Origin of the sequence: Undibacterium pigrum (assembly GCF_003201815.1) — a bacterium.
Classification (GTDB): Bacteria; Pseudomonadota; Gammaproteobacteria; order Burkholderiales; family Burkholderiaceae_D; genus Undibacterium; species Undibacterium pigrum.
The window spans coordinates 93,170-110,623 of record NZ_QJKB01000002.1 but is presented as its reverse complement, the minus strand read 5'-3'; the positions used below and the strand labels follow the sequence as shown (position 1 = coordinate 110,623).

Below are 17,454 nucleotides of genomic sequence, written 5' to 3'. Positions count from 1 at the left end.
TTCACCCCGCTGACGCACGCTCGCTACAGATCGTAAACAGGTTCTTAGCTCGTTGTAGGGATATCTACCTTAGCACATGCTGGTGTTTTCTATTTGTCCAGCAGTTTCAAATCGCGCATCCAGTCTGCATACAGGCTGGCCCAGCTGCGCACGCTGCCGCTGGCGGGTGTCATGCCAAAACCATGGTCGCCACGGCGGAAGGCATGCAGTTCTGCCTGGGCACCGGCTTCCAGTAATTGCTGATAGATTTTAGCAGCGACGACCGATGGGGCTTTGGGATCGTCCGAGGCATGGACTATGAATACGGGCGGAGTGTTCTTGCTTGCCTTTGGGATTTTTCCACCGGGAACACCGGTATATACCAGGGCGATAAAGTCTGCGCGGTTGCCCATTTTTTCTGTGGCGTCCGCAGCGCCTGAGTCGCCTTCATCCTGATCCATCAACAGTTGCAAGGCCATGACGCCACCAGCAGAAAAACCGAGTACGCCTATCTTCTTGCTGTCGATTTTCCAGTCTGCTGCATGTTGCCGCAGCACCCGCATGGCGCGGCTGGTATCTGCTGTCAGGGGCTGTATGGCTTTCCAATTGCGCTCGGTATCCAGTGCGAGGGTGCGGTATTTGAGGACGGCTGCAGTAATCCCCTGGGCATTCAGCCAGTGCGCGGCTTCTATGCCTTCCTTGTCTATACAGACATAACGGAAGCCACCGCCCGGTACGACCAGCACCGCAGTGCCAGTGGCCTTGTCGGCTGGAGCCGGATAGATAGTCAGGGTAGGCTTGCTGACGTAGCTGAGGTATCTGTCCATGCGGCCAGTTTCGTGCCTGTCTTCTGCTGTCTCTGCCTGCTGATGTTGCAGACCGGGCGCGCCGTTTTGCCATAAGGGGATCTCGGTTTCAGTTTGCGCCTTACTGCTGGTGCTGAACAAGATACATGCTGCAAACATCAGAGACAGGGAAATCTTCATTGCGGTTATCCTTGTGAAAGACAAATAGCGACAGATTGATTACACCGGATTTGCATCTTGTCTGATTTGCCGCTACCAGTCAAACCGGCAACTTAGTGCTGCAACTGGTGCTGCAACTGTTATGGCATAGCCTGTACCTTGTTGCCCATAGCTTGCTTCTGTATAAGTTATCTGTGCCATGTTTGCTGCTTAAGGTGTTTTCTCGAGGCAACATGATGACCTCCCATTACAAATCAAACGCGCTCAATATGGATATTTTTCTTTTAGCTCTGGCAGCCTTCTTTGCTGGTTTTGTTGATTCCATCGTCGGTGGCGGTGGCTTGATACAGGTTCCCGCCCTGTTCTCTTTCATGCCAGGGACGGCTCCTGCCACCTTGCTGGGTACCAATAAGATGGCCGGTATTTGGGGCACGACAGTCGCAGCGACTCGCTATATGAAGACAGTCAGCCTGCGCTGGAGCATGGTGGCACCGGCTGCATTTATGGCATTTGCCTTCTCCTTTGCCGGGGCTTTTCTCGTGACACATATCCCGCCCACCTATTTGCGCAAGGCTTTACCCTTTATCCTGGTGGCTGTGGCTATCTATACCTTCAAGAAAAAAGAGTTTGGCGCTGACAATAAACCAGTGTTCTCTGGTTCCAAGGAAACCTATATGGCAATGCTGGTGGGTGCAGGCATAGGGTTTTATGATGGTTTCTTTGGACCCGGCACAGGCAGCTTCTTCATGTTTTTGTTTGTGCGTATCTTTGGTTATGACTTCCTGCGGGCCTCCGCAGCAGCCAAGGTTTTGAATGTTGCCTGCAATACTGCTGCACTTATCTGGTTTGGTTATAGCGGTCACGTGCTCTGGATGCTGGGTTTGACGATGGCTGTTTGTGGTGTTGGCGGCTCTATTTTAGGTAGTCATTTGGCAATAAAACACGGCACTTCGTTTGTTCGTAAGATGTTTCTTGGCGTGGTTGTGGCGCTGATATGCAAGACGACTTATGATGGTTTTCTCAAATAGCAGTGTTTCACGTGAAACAATCAGGCAGTGATAATGGGACTTCGGTCCCATTTTTTATGTCTTGATACCTATGTTTCACGTGAAACATAGATCTAAATAAAAAGAGAATCTTTAGCTCTCTAAAGTTTGCACTGCAAAACAAACTATAATCGAGCCTCATCTCCTAGATTCTCAGAAATCCACCATGTTTTATCCTAAAGAATTCGATGTTATCGTCGTCGGCGGCGGTCACGCCGGTACTGAAGCTGCACTCGCCGCTGCCCGTATGGGGCAGTCCACACTGTTGTTGACCCATAATATCGAGACCCTGGGTCAAATGTCTTGCAACCCATCCATAGGTGGGATAGGTAAAGGCCATCTGGTTAAAGAGGTCGATGCCATGGGCGGTGCCATGGCGATTGCCACTGATGAGGCGGGCATACAATTTCGTATCCTTAATTCATCCAAAGGTCCGGCCGTGCGTGCCACCCGTGCCCAGGCTGACCGTATTTTGTATAAGCAGGCTATCCGTAGTCGTCTGGAAAATCAGCCAAATCTGTGGTTGTTCCAGCAGGCAGTTGATGATTTGCTGGTCGAAGGTAACCGTGTTGTCGGTGCCGTGACCCAGGTTGGTATCAGGTTCCGTGCCCGCGCAGTCGTGTTGACAGCAGGTACTTTCCTTGATGGGAAGATCCACGTGGGCTTGAATAACTACTCGGCAGGCCGTGCCGGTGACCCGCCAGCGATATCTTTGTCTGCGCGTTTGAAAGAACTCGCGCTGCCACAAGGTCGTTTGAAGACAGGTACGCCACCACGTATAGATGGTCGCAGCATCGATTTTTCACTGATGCAAGAGCAGCCAGGTGATCTTGATCCTGTGCCAGTGTTCTCTTATATGGGTAACACCAGTATGCATCCAAGGCAGTTGCCATGCTGGATTACCCATACCAATGAAAAAACCCACGACATTATCCGTGCTGGTCTGGACCGCAGCCCCATGTACACGGGTGTTATCGAAGGGGTGGGCCCCCGCTATTGCCCATCGATAGAAGACAAAATACACCGCTTCGCCAGCAAGGAATCACACCAGATTTTCCTGGAGCCTGAAGGTCTGACGACCAATGAGTTTTACCCTAATGGTATCTCTACCAGCCTGCCTTTTGATGTGCAACTGGACCTGGTTCGTTCCATGCGCGGTATGGAAAACGCTTACATCCTGCGCCCTGGCTATGCGATTGAATATGATTATTTTGACCCGCGCGGTTTGAAGTCATCGCTGGAAACCCGCCAGATTGAGGGCCTGTTCTTTGCCGGGCAGATTAATGGCACCACAGGTTACGAAGAAGCCGCGGCTCAGGGTATGTTGGCAGGCTTGAATGCTGCCTTGCAAACTCAGGGTAAAGACGCCTGGGTGCCGCGCCGTGATGAAGCTTATCTGGGTGTGTTGGTGGATGACCTGATTACCAAGGGTGTACAAGAGCCTTATCGCATGTTCACCAGCCGTGCGGAATTCCGTCTCAGTTTGCGTGAAGATAATGCCGATATGCGCCTGACGGAGATAGGTCGTCAGCTTGGTTGCGTCAGCGATGCTCAATGGCAGCAGTTTGAAGAAAAGCGTGAAAGTGTTTCACGTGAAATGGAAAGATTGCGCTCGACCTGGGTCAACCCGCGCATCCTCGCAGATGTGGAAGCTGAGCGTGTCGTTGGTAAGGCTCTGGAGCGTGAATATTCCCTGGCTGATTTACTGCGTCGTCCACAAGTGACTTATGAAAGCCTCATGAGTTTGCAAGGTGTGGAAGGGCAGGAACTGGCTGGGCCAGGAGTGCTTGATCCACATGTGCGCGAGCAGGTCGAGATACAGGTCAAGTACGCCGGTTATATCGACAGGCAGGCCAAGGAGGTTGAGCGCCATGCGCATTTTGAAAACCTCAAAATGCCGGTTGGTTTTGACTATATGGAAGTCAACGGGCTTTCCATCGAAGTCAGGCAAAAGCTGAACAAGCATCAGCCTGAAAGCCTGGGCCAGTGTGGCCGTATTTCTGGCGTGACGCCTGCTGCGATTTCCCTGCTTTTGGTACATCTGAAGAAGCGTGGTTTTAAAGAGTTCATGGCGAGTGCAGATGCAGTGACTGAGACGGTTACTGAAAGTCCAGCAGATTGATTCACGTGGAACATCAGATTGCAGGCGTGTTTTTGCAAGCGCTTTGGTATGAGCATGCCTGCAAACACAAGAAATTAAAACGAAGAATAAAAACTGAAATGAAAAACAAAAAGCTAATCGAGGGCAGGGCCGTATGATTCACGTGGAACAAGCACAGTTAAGAGCGATGCTGGCAAGCGGTGTTGAGGAATTGGCACTGGATTTAAATAATGATCAAATTGACAACATGATTGCTTATTTGTCATTATTGTCAAAATGGAACTCTGTTTATAACCTGACGGCTATCCGTGACCCAAAAGAAATGGTCAGGCAACATTTGCTGGATTCGCTTTCTGCGGCTCCGGCATTCAAAGATGCAAAAAATATACTGGATGTGGGTGCCGGTGGCGGTTTGCCCGGTATGATGCTGGCGATTACTTATCCACAGGCAAAAGTGTCCATGATAGATACAGTCAGTAAAAAGACTGCATTTTTGACCCAGGCCAAGACTGAGCTGGGTTTGAAGAATGTTACCGTCCATACTGGCAGGGTAGAAGCCTTGCAGGTCAAGGAAGCATTTGACGTCATCACTTCACGCGCTTTTTCTGAGCTGTCCAATTTTGTCAACTGGTCGGGTCATTTGCTGGCAGACGGCGGCCAGTTCATCGCCATGAAAGGCGTGGAACCGAAGCAGGAAATAGACAGCCTGCCCGCTGGCTGGCATGTGGATAAGTTGCAAGCCTTGACGGTGCCTGGCTTGCAGGCAGAACGTCACCTCGTCTTTATCAAGAAAACCCAGGCCTGATTTCACGGAAACCTCTATGGCAAAAATCTTTTGTGTAGCAAACCAAAAAGGTGGTGTGGGTAAAACTACAACTACCGTCAATCTCGCCGCAGGCCTGGCGAAACTCGATCAACGCGTCTTACTGGTTGATCTCGACCCCCAAGGTAATGCCACCATGGGAGCAGGTATCAACAAGGCCAAACTGACCGCTTCCATTTATGAAGTTTTGCTGGGTATGTCTGACGTGACGACAGCCAAGCTGCGTTCTGAGTCTGGCCGTTTTGATGTCTTGCCCGCCAATCGTGAGCTGGCTGGTGCTGAGGTGGAAATGGTCTCGCTGGAGAATCGTGACAAACGCCTGCGCGAAGCCCTGGCTAAGGTCGATGCTGACTATGACTTCATCCTCATCGACTGTCCTCCAGCTTTATCGCTGCTGACTTTGAATGGCCTGTGTGCCGCCCATGGCGTGATCATCCCCATGCAGTGTGAATACTATGCGCTGGAAGGTTTGTCTGACCTGGCCAATACCATCAAGAAAGTCTCCGCCAACCTGAATCCTGACTTGAAGATAGTCGGTCTGCTGCGCGTGATGTTTGACCCGCGCATGACATTATCGCAACAAGTCTCTGACCAGCTGGAGCAGCATTTTGGCGACAAGGTTTTCAAGACCCTGATCCCGCGCAATGTGCGTCTGGCAGAAGCACCATCTTACGGTATCCCAGGCGTGGTGTTTGATCCTGCATCCAAAGGGGCGCAAGCCTATATCGCCTTTGGTGCAGAGATGGTGGAAAGAATTAAACAACTGGAAAAATAAGTATGTCGATCAAAAAACAAAAAGGTCTGGGCCGTGGCCTGGACGCCTTGCTCGGCGGTGCCGCCGACTTTGCCGAAGCCGTACCTACCGTCACTGGTGCCCCTACCAGCCTGAACGTGGCACAAATGCAAGCTGGTAAGTACCAACCCCGTACCCGCATGGACGAGGGCGCGCTGGCTGAGCTGGCGGCCTCCATCAAGGCCCAGGGTTTGATGCAACCTATCCTGGTTCGCCCGATAGGACAAAACAATGGCGTAACCCGTTACGAAATCATTGCCGGTGAACGCCGTTTCCGCGCTTCGCAAATGGCAGGCATGGAAGAAGTGCCGGTACTGGTCAAGGATGTGGATGACCAGGCCGCCGCCGCCATGGCCCTGATCGAGAACATCCAGCGCGAAGATCTTAACCCCCTCGAAGAAGCTCAGGGCATACACAGACTGATCACGGATTTCTCGTTTACCCATGAGCAGGCAGCCAACGCAGTAGGGCGCTCACGCAGTGCGGTGTCCAACCTGTTGCGCTTGTTGAACCTGGCCAAGCCGGTACAAACCATGCTGATGGCAGGCGATATCGACATGGGCCATGCCCGTTCCTTGCTGGTAACCGACGCAGCGACGCAGATACAACTGGCGAACCAGATTGTTGCCAAACGCATGTCTGTCCGTGAAGCAGAAAAGCTGGTGGCCAAAACCACGGCTGAAATGAGCACCAATGGCAAGCCGCGTGACAAGGCAGAAAAATCCAGAGACATCACCCGTCTGGAAGAAGAATTGTCTGACTTGCTGGCAACCCAGGTTGCTCTTAAATTAGGCAGCAAGGGCAGGGGCCAGATGCTGATAGACTTTGCCGACCTGGATAGTCTGGATGGCATTATTTTAAAGATACGCGGACAGTAAAAAGATTTGACCCATGCAGATACTGACTTTACCCGGCCTGTATAGCTCAGGCCCCGGCCACTGGCAAACACGCTGGGAAGCTGAATTAGCAAATGTAAAAAGAGTAGAGCAACAAGACTGGGACCATCCGGTCAAGGACGTGTGGGTTGCCACTTTGTCAGCTGCTGTGAATGCAGTGTCTGATGAAGTGGTCTTGGTAGCGCACAGCATGGGTTGTGCGCTGACTGCCTGGTGGCTGGCGTCCGACATGCCTGGCGTGCTGGATAAAAACAAGGTCAAGGCCGCATTTTTGGTGGCGCCACCGAACGTGGGCCGTGAAAACTTTCCTGCACCCACCTTTAATCCCATGCCGCTGCTCAGGTTTCCCTTCCCGGTTGCCGTGGTAGCATCCAGTGATGACCCATGGTGCGATGTGTCAATTGCTGAAGGCTGGGCAACAAGCTGGGGGGCAGATCTGCACCTGATTGGTGCGAAAAGCCATATCAATGGCGACTCTGGTCTCGGCAGCTGGAAGCAAGGCCAGGACTGGCTGAACGCATTAATTGAAAAAACAGCAAAACCAGCAGCATAATAAAAAAGCACCAAAATGTTGCATTTTGGTGGCATGCACCAAACGTTTGACGATATACATCAAACGTTTGACGTTATTACGCACAACCACGTATAATTCCGTGGTTTTGATTGGCGAGGATTTGCGCTGCCCGGTTATATAGTGGCAAGCCAGTTAAATTCAATGTCATATTTTAAAAATTATAGGACTTACGCAAGATAGTCCAGCAAAGCCCCACCGCGAACGCAGTGCAATACTGATGTTGGGGCTGGCGATGAGCTTGATCCATTGCTGCTATTTTGCGCAAGTCCTGGATAAATGAGGGAAGCATGGCACGCATCATACTGCTGCAACTGGTAGCAGCGCTGGTCGTGGGCTTGCTGGCTGGAATTTTTGGCAATATTTCTTACGGATTATCCGCCCTGTTTGGGGGATTATCCTGTGCGATTCCAAATGCCTTGTTCGCGTTGCGCCTGAGTATGAGCGCCCGGAGGCCTGGAGGAGCAAATCCGATGAGTTTTTTCATCGGTGAATTTTTCAAAGTTATATCGACAGTCGCGCTGATGGCAGCGGTTGTCTTCTGGTACCCCGATGTCAACTGGCCGGCCTTTTTGATCGCCTTCATCGTCGTACTGAAAAGCTATTTCATTTTACTCTTTAGGCACTGATCATGAGCTCAGCTGAACAAGTCACTCCGTCAGAATATATATCCCATCACCTTGGGCATTTGACTAACCACGGCCATCATGCGCAAACTTCCCTGTGGGATATGTCGTATGTGAATATTGATACGGTTATCTGGTCTGTCGTTTGCGGCGTGCTGGGTTCCCTCATCATGTTTCTGGCTGCACGCAAGGCAACTTCCGGCGTACCTGGCCGTTTCCAGTGTGCAGTTGAAATGCTCATCGAAATGGTGGACAACAATGCAAAAAGCATAGTCCACGGCAACACCAGCTTCATCGCTCCTATGGCCCTGTCCGTATTTGTCTGGGTATTGCTGATGAACTCCCTGGATTTCCTGCCAGTTGATCTGTTCTCTCAATGGTTGTTCCCAGTTCTGGGTCTGGACCATGAAATGCCACACCGTGTCGTTCCTACTGCTGACTTGAACGGTACTCTGGGTATTTCCATCGGTATTTTCGGTCTGATGATGTATTACAGCTTCAAGATCAAAGGCGTAGGCGGCTTCATCAAGGAATTGTTCAGCGCACCGTTTGGTCCGATGATGTTCCCGTTCAATTTTATGTTGAACGTTGTTGAATACGCAGCCAAGACTTTTTCGCTCGGTATGCGGTTGTTCGGTAACATGTTCGCCGGTGAATTGTTGTTCCTGTTGATCGCCGCTTTGCTGGGTGCTTCTGGTTCTTTGTTTGGTGGTATTGGTCACTTGGTACTGGGTTCTGCCTGGTCCATCTTCCACATCCTGATCGTACCTCTGCAAGCGTTTATTTTCATGATGCTGACTCTGGTGTACATGGGTCAGGCTCACGAAGCGCATTAATTAAGTTTTGAAGTTTTAGTTTTTGGTTTTAGTTTTTTGGTTTTGGCATTTTAATTTTAACTTTCTAGGAGTTTTCTCATGACTAACGTCGCTTTCGTTGCATTGGCTTGTGGTTTGATCATCGGTTTGGGCGCTTTGGGTGCTTGTATCGGTATCGCTATGATGGGTGGTAAATATCTGGAAGCGTCTGCTCGTCAACCAGAATTGATGGAAAAACTGCAAGGTAAAATGTTGTTGCTGGCTGGTCTGATCGATGCTGCGTTCATTATCGGTGTTGGTATCGCCATGTTCTTCGCAACTGCTAACCCATTCAAAGGCTAATAGCTTTCCTTTTTCTACCGCAGGCCCCGCGCCTGCGGAACGATTAATTTGATAAGGAAACTAAAGTGAATCTGAATCTATCCATGTGGTACCAGGCAGGGGTGTTTATCATCCTGGCCTTGTTTACTGCAAAATTCATCTGGCCACCAGTTATTGGTGCGATCGATGAGCGCATGAAGCGCATTGCAGATGGTTTGGCTGCAGCTGACAAGGGCAAGGCTGAACTGGTCTTGGTCCAAAAGCAAATGCAAGCTGAAATGGCAAAAGCTGGTGAAGAAGGCAAACAACGTGTCGCCAACGCAGAGAAGCAAGCTGCCCAGATCGTTGAAGAAGCCCGCAACGCTGCTGCTGCTGAAGCCGCCCGTATTATCGCCGCTGCGCAAGCTGATGCGAATAATCAAGTGACTAAAGCACGCGAAGAATTGCGCGACCAGGTTGCCACTCTGGCAGTCAAAGGCGCAGAACAAATTCTGAAACGTGAAGTCAACGCATCTGCTCATGCTGATCTGTTGAACCAACTGAAAACCGAGCTGTAATCATGGCCGAAATCGCAACGATCGCTCGTCCTTACGCAGAAGCGCTGTTTCGTGTTGCTCAATCCGGTAACCTGTCCGCCTGGTCGGAACTGGTTACTGAGATGGGGCAAGTAGGCGCGCATTCCGATGTACAAGCTCTTGCACACAACCCCAAAGTCTCGGCTGATCAAAAAGCTGAGATTTTCTTGTCTGCGATCAAATCTCCAGTGACTGCTGAAGCGAAAAACTTCATCAACACACTTGCTGACTATGACCGCCTGACTTTGTTGCCGGAAATCGCTTTCCAGTTTCAAGCTCTGAAAAACGCCTTTGAAGGCGCTGCAGATGCTGAAGTGACCAGCGCTTTTGAATTGACGGCAACTCAGTTGAGCGAACTGGCAGTGACATTGGAAAAGAAATTTGGCCGCAAGTTGCACCCTACAGTCAAAGTGGATTCCTCTTTGATCGGTGGTGTACGCATCGTGGTTGGTGATCAGGTGCTCGACACGTCGGTACGCGCGAAGCTGCAGAAAATGCACGTCGCCCTGACCGCGTAAGAACGTAATAAATATTAGGAGTTAGTATGCAACTCAACCCATCTGAAATCAGCGAGCTGATCAAGAGCCGGATTCAAGGCCTTGGCGACACAGCTGAGATTCGCAATCAAGGTACGGTTATCTCCGTTACCGACGGTATCTGCCGCATTCACGGTCTGTCTGACGCGATGCAAGGCGAGATGCTGGAATTCCCAGGCAACACATTTGGTCTGGCGCTGAACCTGGAACGTGATTCCGTTGGTGCCGTTATCCTGGGTGACTACGAACACATCTCCGAAGGCGATACAGTTAAATGTACCGGCCGTATTCTGGAAGTGCCTATCGGTCCTGAACTGCGCGGTCGTGTCGTTAACGCGCTGGGTCAGCCTATCGACGGCAAAGGTCCTATCGATGCAAAACTGTCCGCGCCTATCGAAAAGATTGCGCCTGGCGTTATTGCACGTCAATCCGTTTCTGAACCTATGCAAACTGGCCTGAAGTCTATCGACTCCATGGTACCGGTTGGTCGTGGTCAGCGCGAATTGATCATTGGCGATCGTCAAACTGGTAAAACAGCTGTTGCGATCGATGCCGTGATCAATCAAAAAGGTCAAAACGTTACATGTATCTATGTAGCGATTGGTCAAAAAGCTTCTTCCGTTAAAAACGTTGTGCGCGCTCTCGAAGCCCACGGCGCCATGGAATACACCATCGTTGTAGCTGCTACTGCTGCTGAATCTGCAGCGATGCAATACGTATCCGCCTACTCCGGTTGCGCGATGGGTGAATACTTCCGTGACCGCGGTCAAGATGCACTGATCATTTATGATGATCTGTCCAAACAAGCTGTTGCTTACCGTCAGGTATCCCTGTTGCTGCGCCGCCCACCAGGCCGCGAAGCTTACCCAGGTGACGTATTCTATTTGCACAGCCGTTTGCTGGAACGTGCAGCACGCGTGAATCCAGACTACGTTGAAGCTTTCACCAAAGGTGAAGTTAAAGGTAAAACAGGTTCTTTGACAGCATTGCCTATCATTGAAACTCAGGCTGGTGACGTTTCCGCTTTCGTTCCTACCAACGTAATTTCGATTACTGACGGTCAGATCTTCCTGGAAACATCCTTGTTCAATGCAGGTATCCGTCCAGCGATTAACGCTGGTATCTCGGTTTCCCGCGTTGGTGGTGCTGCGCAGACTAAAGTTATCAAAAACTTGTCCGGCGGTATCCGTAATGACTTGGCACAGTACCGTGAACTGGCAGCGTTTGCCCAGTTCGCTTCTGACCTCGATGAAGTAACACGCAAGCAGCTCGATCGTGGTGCCCGCGTTACTGAATTGTTGAAGCAAGCTCAATATGCTCCACTGTCTATCTCCCTGATGGCCGTTACTCTGTTCTCCGTGAACAAAGGCTTCCTGGATGATGTAGCGGTCAAGCAAGTGCTGGCATTCGAAGCAGGCGTACATGGCTACATGAAAACGAACCATGCAGCATTGCTGCAGAAAATCGAAGAAACCAAGCAACTCGACAAAGATGGCGAAGCTGCCATGGCTGCCGCAATTGCTGATTTCAAAAAAACCGGTTCCTATTAATTTACTGTAGCTAGAAGGAGTCAATACTCATGGCTGCAGGCAAAGAGATACGTGGCAAGATCAAAAGCGTAGAAAATACGAAGAAGATCACTAAGGCGATGGAAATGGTCGCCGCATCCAAAATGCGTAAAGCGCAAGACCGGATGCGTGCGGCTCGCCCGTACAGTGAAAAAATTCGTACGATCACTGCTAACTTGTCACAGGCCAACCCAGAGTACACGCATCCTTTTATGGTGCAACAAGATCTGTCCAAGAAAGTTGGCGTGATTGTTGTAACGACAGATAAAGGTTTGTGTGGCGGTCTCAACACTAACGTGTTGCGTCTGGTCACCAGCAAAATGCGTGAACTCGAAGGTAAGGGTTCAAAGATAGAAGCGGTCGCAATTGGTAATAAAGGTCTCGGCTTCCTGAATCGCGTAGGTGCGCAAGTGGTTTCCCATGTCACACAATTGGGCGACACTCCTCACCTCGACAAACTGATAGGTCCAGTCAAAGTTTTGCTGGATGCGTATCAGGAAGGCAAGCTGGACGCGGTTTACCTGAGTTATACCAAGTTCATCAACACCATGAAGCAAGAGCCGGTGATGGAGCAGTTGTTGCCCCTGACAGCGGACAGGCTGGCAACAGATAAGAATGCCCATTCCTGGGACTATCTGTATGAGCCAGATGCAGCAACGGTCATTGATGAATTGTTGATACGTTATGTAGAAGCACTGATTTTCCAGGCTGTAGCGGAAAACATGGCATCTGAACAATCGGCCCGTATGGTGGCGATGAAATCAGCAACTGATAACGCAGGTAACGTGATTGGTGAGTTGAAACTGGTTTATAACAAAACCCGTCAAGCTGCCATTACCAAAGAGCTCTCCGAGATCGTCGCCGGCGCGGCAGCGGTCTAAACTGAATTTAAAATTATTGAAGGAACGAACATGGCTAATGGCAAAATCGTTCAGTGTATCGGCGCTGTTGTGGACGTTGAATTTCCACGCGACGCGATGCCTAAGATTTATGACGCCTTGAAAATGGAAGGCTCCGAGCTGACATTGGAAGTTCAGCAGCAATTGGGTGACGGCATTGTCCGTACGATTGCTCTGGGTACTTCTGATGGTCTGCGTCGCGGCATGACTATTTCCAACACTGGCAACCCTATCATGGTACCAACCGGCAAAGCAACGCTGGGCCGCATCATGGACGTACTGGGCAACCCTATCGATGAATGCGGTCCTGTCAGCCACGCGCAGACAGCATCCATCCACCGTAAAGCCCCTGCTTACGACGAACTGTCCCCATCCCAGGAATTGCTGGAAACCGGTATCAAAGTTATTGATCTGGTTTGCCCATTCGCTAAAGGTGGTAAGGTCGGTCTGTTCGGTGGTGCGGGTGTAGGTAAGACCGTGAACATGATGGAACTGATTAACAACATCGCCAAGGCACACAGCGGTTTGTCCGTGTTTGCCGGTGTGGGTGAGCGTACTCGTGAGGGTAATGACTTCTACCACGAAATGGCTGACGCTAAAGTGGTTGATCTGGAAAATCCAGAAAACTCCAAAGTAGCGATGGTGTACGGTCAGATGAATGAACCACCAGGTAACCGTCTGCGCGTTGCTCTGACAGGTTTGACGATTGCTGAAGGTTTCCGTGACGAAGGCAAAGACGTTTTGTTCTTCGTGGATAACATCTACCGTTACACACTGGCCGGTACTGAAGTATCCGCTTTGCTGGGTCGTATGCCTTCCGCCGTGGGTTATCAACCTACACTGGCTGAAGAAATGGGCCGTCTGCAAGAGCGTATTACTTCCACTAAAACTGGTTCCATTACGTCCATCCAGGCCGTGTATGTTCCAGCGGATGACTTGACCGATCCATCTCCAGCAACCACATTTGCTCACTTGGATTCCACCGTTGTTCTGTCCCGTGACATCGCTTCCCTGGGTATCTACCCTGCGGTTGATCCACTGGATTCAACATCCCGTCAGCTGGACCCACAAGTGGTTGGTGTAGAGCACTATGAAACAGCCCGCGCTGTTCAAGGTACTTTGCAGCGCTACAAAGAATTGCGCGACATTATCGCGATTCTGGGTATGGATGAATTGGCTCCTGAAGACAAACTGCTGGTCGCACGTGCACGTAAGATGCAGCGTTTCCTGTCTCAGCCTTTCCACGTTGCTGAAGTGTTTACCGGTGCTCCAGGTAAATACGTTTCCTTGAAAGAAACGATCCGTGGTTTCAAAATGATCGCTTCCGGCGAACTCGATCACCTGCCAGAACAAGCGTTCTACATGGTAGGTACTATCGACGAAGCAATCGAAAAAGCGAAAAAACTGGCTGTTGCTTAATTAATTAAGCGCACTGGCGGTGCGACTGAAAGGTCGCACCATAGCTTTTTAGAGCGAATAATAAGGGTCCAACATGGCACACACTATTCACGTTGACGTGGTTTCCGCAGAAGAGCTGATCTTCTCCGGTGAAGCCGAATTCGTCGCGTTGCCGGGTGAGGCTGGTGAATTGGGTATCTATCCGAAACATACACCACTGATTACCCGCATCAAGCCGGGCGCGGTGCGCATCAAGGTTCCAGGCAAAGCCGAAGACGAATTCGTATTCGTCGCTGGTGGCCTGCTTGAAGTGCAACCAGATGCAGTGACAGTTTTGGCTGATACAGCGATTCGCGGTCACGATCTGGACGAAGCCAAAGCCAGCGAAGCCAAGAAACTGGCAGAACAAGCTTTGGTTAATCGTGATTCCAAAATTGACTATGCGCAAGCACAGGCAGAACTGGCATCCGCGATCGCCCAATTGGCAGCGATACAAAGATTGCGTCAAAAGCGTTAATACGTTAGCAGTTCACTCTGCTGCGTAGTAAGCAAGCATAAAAACAAAAGGCAGCCTTGGCTGCCTTTTGTTTTTGGTGCCCGGCTTCACCGTAGGTACAGGGCTGAAGCTATCTCCATCACCGCAGCAGTAGTGAGATGGAAGACATATGAAATCGCGATGACACTGTTTCATCCAGTTCTTCTGGATAGCTCCAGGCCATTCAGAGTTTGAAATTCAAGCGCATACTCAAACGCGTATGCGATTTGTCCAGGCTCTGCTGTCGTACTACACCATCAACGTTCGCATACTCAATCACGCTAGTTCTGCTGTCTGCCAGAATATTTCCCAAATTAATCGTCAGGCTGGTATCTGGATTGAATTTCCATACGGCTCCTGCATTCAGATTAAATTGCCGGGGTGAGAAAGAGCGCTGCTGTGCATTGATACGTACCCAGTTTCCGGGTGCCCAGCTGGCATCGATATCCAGTTTTAAAGGCCAGACCCTGGCCGTATAACTCGCGCCCAGTTTGGCATTCCACGGCGTCTGGCAATCCGTCAGCATGTCCAGTCCTGAGCGTATATTTACCCGGGAGCGTGCCAGGCCCAAGCCTGCACGCAAGCTGGCATCCGGTGCCTGTACACTCAGATCGCGCAAAGCCAGTTGCAATTCCATGTCTATGCCCTGCACACTGGCATCGCCAAAATTCACTGGACGATATACATAACGCGCCTGATTTGACCAGGCCACATTCTCCAGACGTATTTCCGAGCCGCGCTTTTTATCGATATCCCTGGTGTATAAACCCAGGGACAAGAGACTATTCGCAGCCAGATCATATTCATAAGTGATATTCAGCCCCAGGGAACGCTCAGGCTGCAAATCCGGATTGCCAGAACTGTCTGCCGTTTCTAAGCCATTTGCAATGCATACGCCATTCGCCAGGCATGGAGCGAGGGCATTAATGAACGGGCGCTGCATCAAATCGCCTGAGCGCGGTGCATTAAACGAGCGCGCCAGACTAAAGCGCATTCTTTGCGTACCATCGGCATTCAGTTTCTTTAGCACATGCATGGATGGCGACAGCACGCGATAAAATGCATGGGGCTGGTAATGTCGCTCTTGCAGATCCAGTGTAGTCTGCTCTCCGGATATACCCAGATTCAAGGACAAGCTATCGTCAAGGCGCCAGTCATCCTGCCAGAACCAGCGGAGCTTAGTTTCTACGAGACTATAGGGAGCATTGAATTCATCAAGAGCCAGGTCAGGATTGCCGTTGAGCCAGTGTTTTTCATCCACGCTGTCACTACTTCGCGTCAGATGCATGCCCGTCTTGATTTCATGTACATCTGCCAGCACGGTTTTATAGTCCAGCTTGAATGTAGCTGAATTGCCAGTGCTATCTGCAGCGTTACGACGCAGGCTGTTTCCCAGGCTGCTGCGGTATTCATCCCAGACTGTTTCCATATGACCGCGGTCACGGTTGACACGCGTGAATAGCATTAGCTGACTTTGTTCATGAAGGCGAATAGTCCAGCTTAACGGCAGACTAAGTTGTTCCGTATTCCCGTGAAAATGCTCATTCATCTCCAGGCTGCTGCCATCATCCCATTGGCGGATATTACTATTTGCCCAAACGCTGGTGCTGGTATTAATCGCTGGCGAGAAGATAAGCTGGTGACGCTGAGCAGGTCGCCAGATCATATTGCCTGATGCCGCCAGCGTCACAAAGCGATTGCTTGTACTAGCTTGCCCCTGCAATTGCTGTGCAATGCCACTACCCGATGAGGAGGATGTCTGGCTCAGGCTGCCATTGCTCTCCTGGGTTTTATAAGATGAAGACAGTTGCATATTCATGCTCAGCACGTCTTCTTCTTTCCCCCGGCTCAAAGACGAAGAAAGATTGAAACCCGGCTGACCTGCACTGGTGTTGTAAGCGACCCTGAGGTCTGTCTTTTTTTGTTCAGCGATGATTTTGCGGGTGATGATATTGATGGTGCCAGCAATGCCATACGGGCCAAATTCAGCGACTGTGGTCTTGATGATTTCGATTTTTTCGACCAGCTGCAAATCCATGTCTGCGAGATTCTGGTTTTTGGCAGGGGGCAAACCATCGATCAGAAACTGTGTATAAGTCGGGCTGCCAAGCGCACCCAAAGTGCTGGGCAAGCCCGGTTCGCGTGCAAGCAAATCCGCGACCTTCTCGACGCCACTCTCTTCTATGCGCTTGCGGCCTATCGTAATCTTGCCTGCAGTAGAGTCACGCCTGGCATTCATCTCAGTTTGCCCACCAGTTACGATGACTTGTTGCGGTATAGTTTGATCCAGTTGAGCTTCACCAACCATGGAAGCAGCCATAGTAACGGCCATAGTGCCAGGCGTGAGGAGCAGCAGAGTCAGGCCGCAGATAGCAGACGGCCTGGTCAACACTGTATTCTCATGGTGCTGCGACTCTTACTTGAAAATGAGATTGAACTGCCTGACATGATCGAAATTATTGTAAATTAGCAAAACACGACATTAGCAATTACTCAATATGAGTGTCAATAATGGTCAATAACAAATACACATATAGTCTCAGAAATGAAAGCAGGATTGCATGAGTACAAATCAAACGGACTTGATCACCAGCATATTAAGCAAGAGCAAAACCATTGCCGTCGTTGGCATGTCCTCAAAAACTTCACGCCCCAGTCACGGCGTGGCGGCCTATATGCAGGCACATGGCTATCGCATCATCCCGGTCAATCCGCGCGAGGCGGGAAACATCATATTGGGCGAGCATTGCTATCCTGATCTGATCACTGCCGCGGCAGAACATCGCATCGATATCGTCGATTGTTTCCGCAATGCGGCTGATATCCCACCCATCGTTGAAGAGGCGATACAGATAGCCGTGCCTTATTTTTGGATGCAATCAGGCATCATTAATGAAGGTGCTGCTGCCAGGGCCGAAGCAGCAGGCATCAAAGTAGTGATGGACAGGTGTATCAAGATAGAACACCGTATACGCTTGTAATGCAACACACCAGAGTTCAAATGAAA

At 50.5% G+C, this 17,454-nt stretch carries 18 protein-coding genes; 16 read left to right on the top strand and 2 right to left on the bottom strand.

Going from position 1 to position 17,454, the window contains the following annotated elements:
- Window positions 1-89: 89 nt before the first annotated feature.
- Window positions 90-965 (bottom strand): alpha/beta hydrolase, encoded by an 876-nt coding sequence (locus tag DFR42_RS07535; protein ID WP_110254377.1) that lies wholly within the window; start codon window positions 963-965, stop codon window positions 90-92.
- Between the two features lie 215 nt (window positions 966-1,180).
- Between DFR42_RS07535 and DFR42_RS07530 the strand changes: the two genes are divergently transcribed.
- The 15 genes from DFR42_RS07530 (at window position 1,181) to DFR42_RS07460 (ending at window position 14,429) form a co-directional block, all read left to right on the top strand.
- Window positions 1,181-1,972, top strand: coding sequence for a TSUP family transporter (locus DFR42_RS07530; RefSeq protein ID WP_245936876.1), 792 nt, complete (start codon window positions 1,181-1,183; stop codon window positions 1,970-1,972).
- 184 nt (window positions 1,973-2,156) lie between these two features.
- On the top strand, window positions 2,157-4,112 hold the full coding sequence (gene mnmG, locus DFR42_RS07525; protein WP_110254376.1) for a tRNA uridine-5-carboxymethylaminomethyl(34) synthesis enzyme MnmG: 1,956 nt from the start codon (window positions 2,157-2,159) through the stop codon (window positions 4,110-4,112).
- Window positions 4,113-4,245: 133 nt separating this feature from the next.
- On the top strand, window positions 4,246-4,896 hold the full coding sequence (rsmG, locus tag DFR42_RS07520) for a 16S rRNA (guanine(527)-N(7))-methyltransferase RsmG (protein ID WP_110254375.1): 651 nt from the start codon (window positions 4,246-4,248) through the stop codon (window positions 4,894-4,896).
- A gap of 16 nt (window positions 4,897-4,912) precedes the next feature.
- The gene (locus DFR42_RS07515; protein ID WP_110254374.1) at window positions 4,913-5,689 is read left to right on the top strand and encodes a ParA family protein; all 777 of its coding nucleotides are present in this window, start codon (window positions 4,913-4,915) and stop codon (window positions 5,687-5,689) included.
- A gap of 2 nt (window positions 5,690-5,691) precedes the next feature.
- Window positions 5,692-6,585: a ParB/RepB/Spo0J family partition protein gene (locus DFR42_RS07510; protein WP_110254373.1), complete on the top strand. Its 894-nt coding sequence runs from the start codon at window positions 5,692-5,694 to the stop codon at window positions 6,583-6,585.
- 13 nt (window positions 6,586-6,598) lie between these two features.
- Window positions 6,599-7,156 (top strand): RBBP9/YdeN family alpha/beta hydrolase, encoded by a 558-nt coding sequence (locus DFR42_RS07505; RefSeq protein ID WP_110254372.1) that lies wholly within the window; start codon window positions 6,599-6,601, stop codon window positions 7,154-7,156.
- Window positions 7,157-7,464: 308 nt separating this feature from the next.
- Entirely contained in the window at window positions 7,465-7,803 is a 339-nt protein-coding gene (locus tag DFR42_RS07500) for an ATP synthase subunit I (protein ID WP_110254371.1), read from the top strand.
- A 2-nt stretch (window positions 7,804-7,805) separates the two neighbouring features.
- A complete protein-coding gene (gene atpB, locus DFR42_RS07495) occupies window positions 7,806-8,636 on the top strand; it encodes a F0F1 ATP synthase subunit A (protein WP_110254370.1) in 831 nt (276 codons plus the stop codon).
- Window positions 8,637-8,714: 78 nt separating this feature from the next.
- Complete coding sequence (gene atpE, locus DFR42_RS07490) at window positions 8,715-8,957, top strand: F0F1 ATP synthase subunit C (RefSeq protein WP_110254369.1); 243 nt, start codon at window positions 8,715-8,717, stop codon at window positions 8,955-8,957.
- A gap of 65 nt (window positions 8,958-9,022) precedes the next feature.
- Window positions 9,023-9,493 carry a F0F1 ATP synthase subunit B gene (locus tag DFR42_RS07485; RefSeq protein ID WP_110254368.1) on the top strand — a complete coding sequence of 157 codons (471 nt, stop codon included), beginning with the start codon at window positions 9,023-9,025 and terminating at the stop codon, window positions 9,491-9,493.
- A 2-nt stretch (window positions 9,494-9,495) separates the two neighbouring features.
- Window positions 9,496-10,029, top strand: a complete 534-nt coding sequence (locus DFR42_RS07480) for a F0F1 ATP synthase subunit delta (protein ID WP_110254367.1) — start codon at window positions 9,496-9,498, stop codon at window positions 10,027-10,029.
- A 26-nt stretch (window positions 10,030-10,055) separates the two neighbouring features.
- Window positions 10,056-11,597, top strand: a complete 1,542-nt coding sequence (gene atpA / locus DFR42_RS07475) for a F0F1 ATP synthase subunit alpha (protein WP_110254366.1) — start codon at window positions 10,056-10,058, stop codon at window positions 11,595-11,597.
- A gap of 29 nt (window positions 11,598-11,626) precedes the next feature.
- Entirely contained in the window at window positions 11,627-12,496 is an 870-nt protein-coding gene (gene atpG / locus DFR42_RS07470) for a F0F1 ATP synthase subunit gamma (RefSeq protein WP_110254365.1), read from the top strand.
- Between the two features lie 30 nt (window positions 12,497-12,526).
- The gene (atpD, locus tag DFR42_RS07465) at window positions 12,527-13,933 is read left to right on the top strand and encodes a F0F1 ATP synthase subunit beta (RefSeq protein ID WP_110254364.1); all 1,407 of its coding nucleotides are present in this window, start codon (window positions 12,527-12,529) and stop codon (window positions 13,931-13,933) included.
- Between the two features lie 73 nt (window positions 13,934-14,006).
- Window positions 14,007-14,429, top strand: a complete 423-nt coding sequence (locus DFR42_RS07460; RefSeq protein ID WP_110254363.1) for a F0F1 ATP synthase subunit epsilon — start codon at window positions 14,007-14,009, stop codon at window positions 14,427-14,429.
- Window positions 14,430-14,631: 202 nt separating this feature from the next.
- Here DFR42_RS07460 and DFR42_RS07455 read toward each other — a convergent pair whose 3' ends face one another.
- Window positions 14,632-16,779, bottom strand: coding sequence for a TonB-dependent receptor plug domain-containing protein (locus tag DFR42_RS07455; RefSeq protein WP_146218800.1), 2,148 nt, complete (start codon window positions 16,777-16,779; stop codon window positions 14,632-14,634).
- A 229-nt stretch (window positions 16,780-17,008) separates the two neighbouring features.
- On the opposite strand from DFR42_RS07455, the gene DFR42_RS07450 reads away from it, so the two are divergent.
- Complete coding sequence (locus DFR42_RS07450) at window positions 17,009-17,428, top strand: CoA-binding protein (protein WP_110254361.1); 420 nt, start codon at window positions 17,009-17,011, stop codon at window positions 17,426-17,428.
- Window positions 17,429-17,454: the final 26 nt, after the last annotated feature.

Coding starts and splice junctions, on each gene's coding strand:
- DFR42_RS07535 (WP_110254377.1), bottom strand. CDS start 965: ATGAAGATTTCCCTGTCTCTGATGTTTGCAGCATGTATCTTGTTCAGC.
- DFR42_RS07530 (WP_245936876.1), top strand. CDS start 1,181: ATGACCTCCCATTACAAATCAAACGCGCTCAATATGGATATTTTTCTT.
- mnmG (WP_110254376.1), top strand. CDS start 2,157: ATGTTTTATCCTAAAGAATTCGATGTTATCGTCGTCGGCGGCGGTCAC.
- rsmG (WP_110254375.1), top strand. CDS start 4,246: ATGATTCACGTGGAACAAGCACAGTTAAGAGCGATGCTGGCAAGCGGT.
- DFR42_RS07515 (WP_110254374.1), top strand. CDS start 4,913: ATGGCAAAAATCTTTTGTGTAGCAAACCAAAAAGGTGGTGTGGGTAAA.
- DFR42_RS07510 (WP_110254373.1), top strand. CDS start 5,692: ATGTCGATCAAAAAACAAAAAGGTCTGGGCCGTGGCCTGGACGCCTTG.
- DFR42_RS07505 (WP_110254372.1), top strand. CDS start 6,599: ATGCAGATACTGACTTTACCCGGCCTGTATAGCTCAGGCCCCGGCCAC.
- DFR42_RS07500 (WP_110254371.1), top strand. CDS start 7,465: ATGGCACGCATCATACTGCTGCAACTGGTAGCAGCGCTGGTCGTGGGC.
- atpB (WP_110254370.1), top strand. CDS start 7,806: ATGAGCTCAGCTGAACAAGTCACTCCGTCAGAATATATATCCCATCAC.
- atpE (WP_110254369.1), top strand. CDS start 8,715: ATGACTAACGTCGCTTTCGTTGCATTGGCTTGTGGTTTGATCATCGGT.
- DFR42_RS07480 (WP_110254367.1), top strand. CDS start 9,496: ATGGCCGAAATCGCAACGATCGCTCGTCCTTACGCAGAAGCGCTGTTT.
- atpA (WP_110254366.1), top strand. CDS start 10,056: ATGCAACTCAACCCATCTGAAATCAGCGAGCTGATCAAGAGCCGGATT.
- atpG (WP_110254365.1), top strand. CDS start 11,627: ATGGCTGCAGGCAAAGAGATACGTGGCAAGATCAAAAGCGTAGAAAAT.
- atpD (WP_110254364.1), top strand. CDS start 12,527: ATGGCTAATGGCAAAATCGTTCAGTGTATCGGCGCTGTTGTGGACGTT.
- DFR42_RS07460 (WP_110254363.1), top strand. CDS start 14,007: ATGGCACACACTATTCACGTTGACGTGGTTTCCGCAGAAGAGCTGATC.
- DFR42_RS07455 (WP_146218800.1), bottom strand. CDS start 16,779: ATGGCCGTTACTATGGCTGCTTCCATGGTTGGTGAAGCTCAACTGGAT.
- DFR42_RS07450 (WP_110254361.1), top strand. CDS start 17,009: ATGAGTACAAATCAAACGGACTTGATCACCAGCATATTAAGCAAGAGC.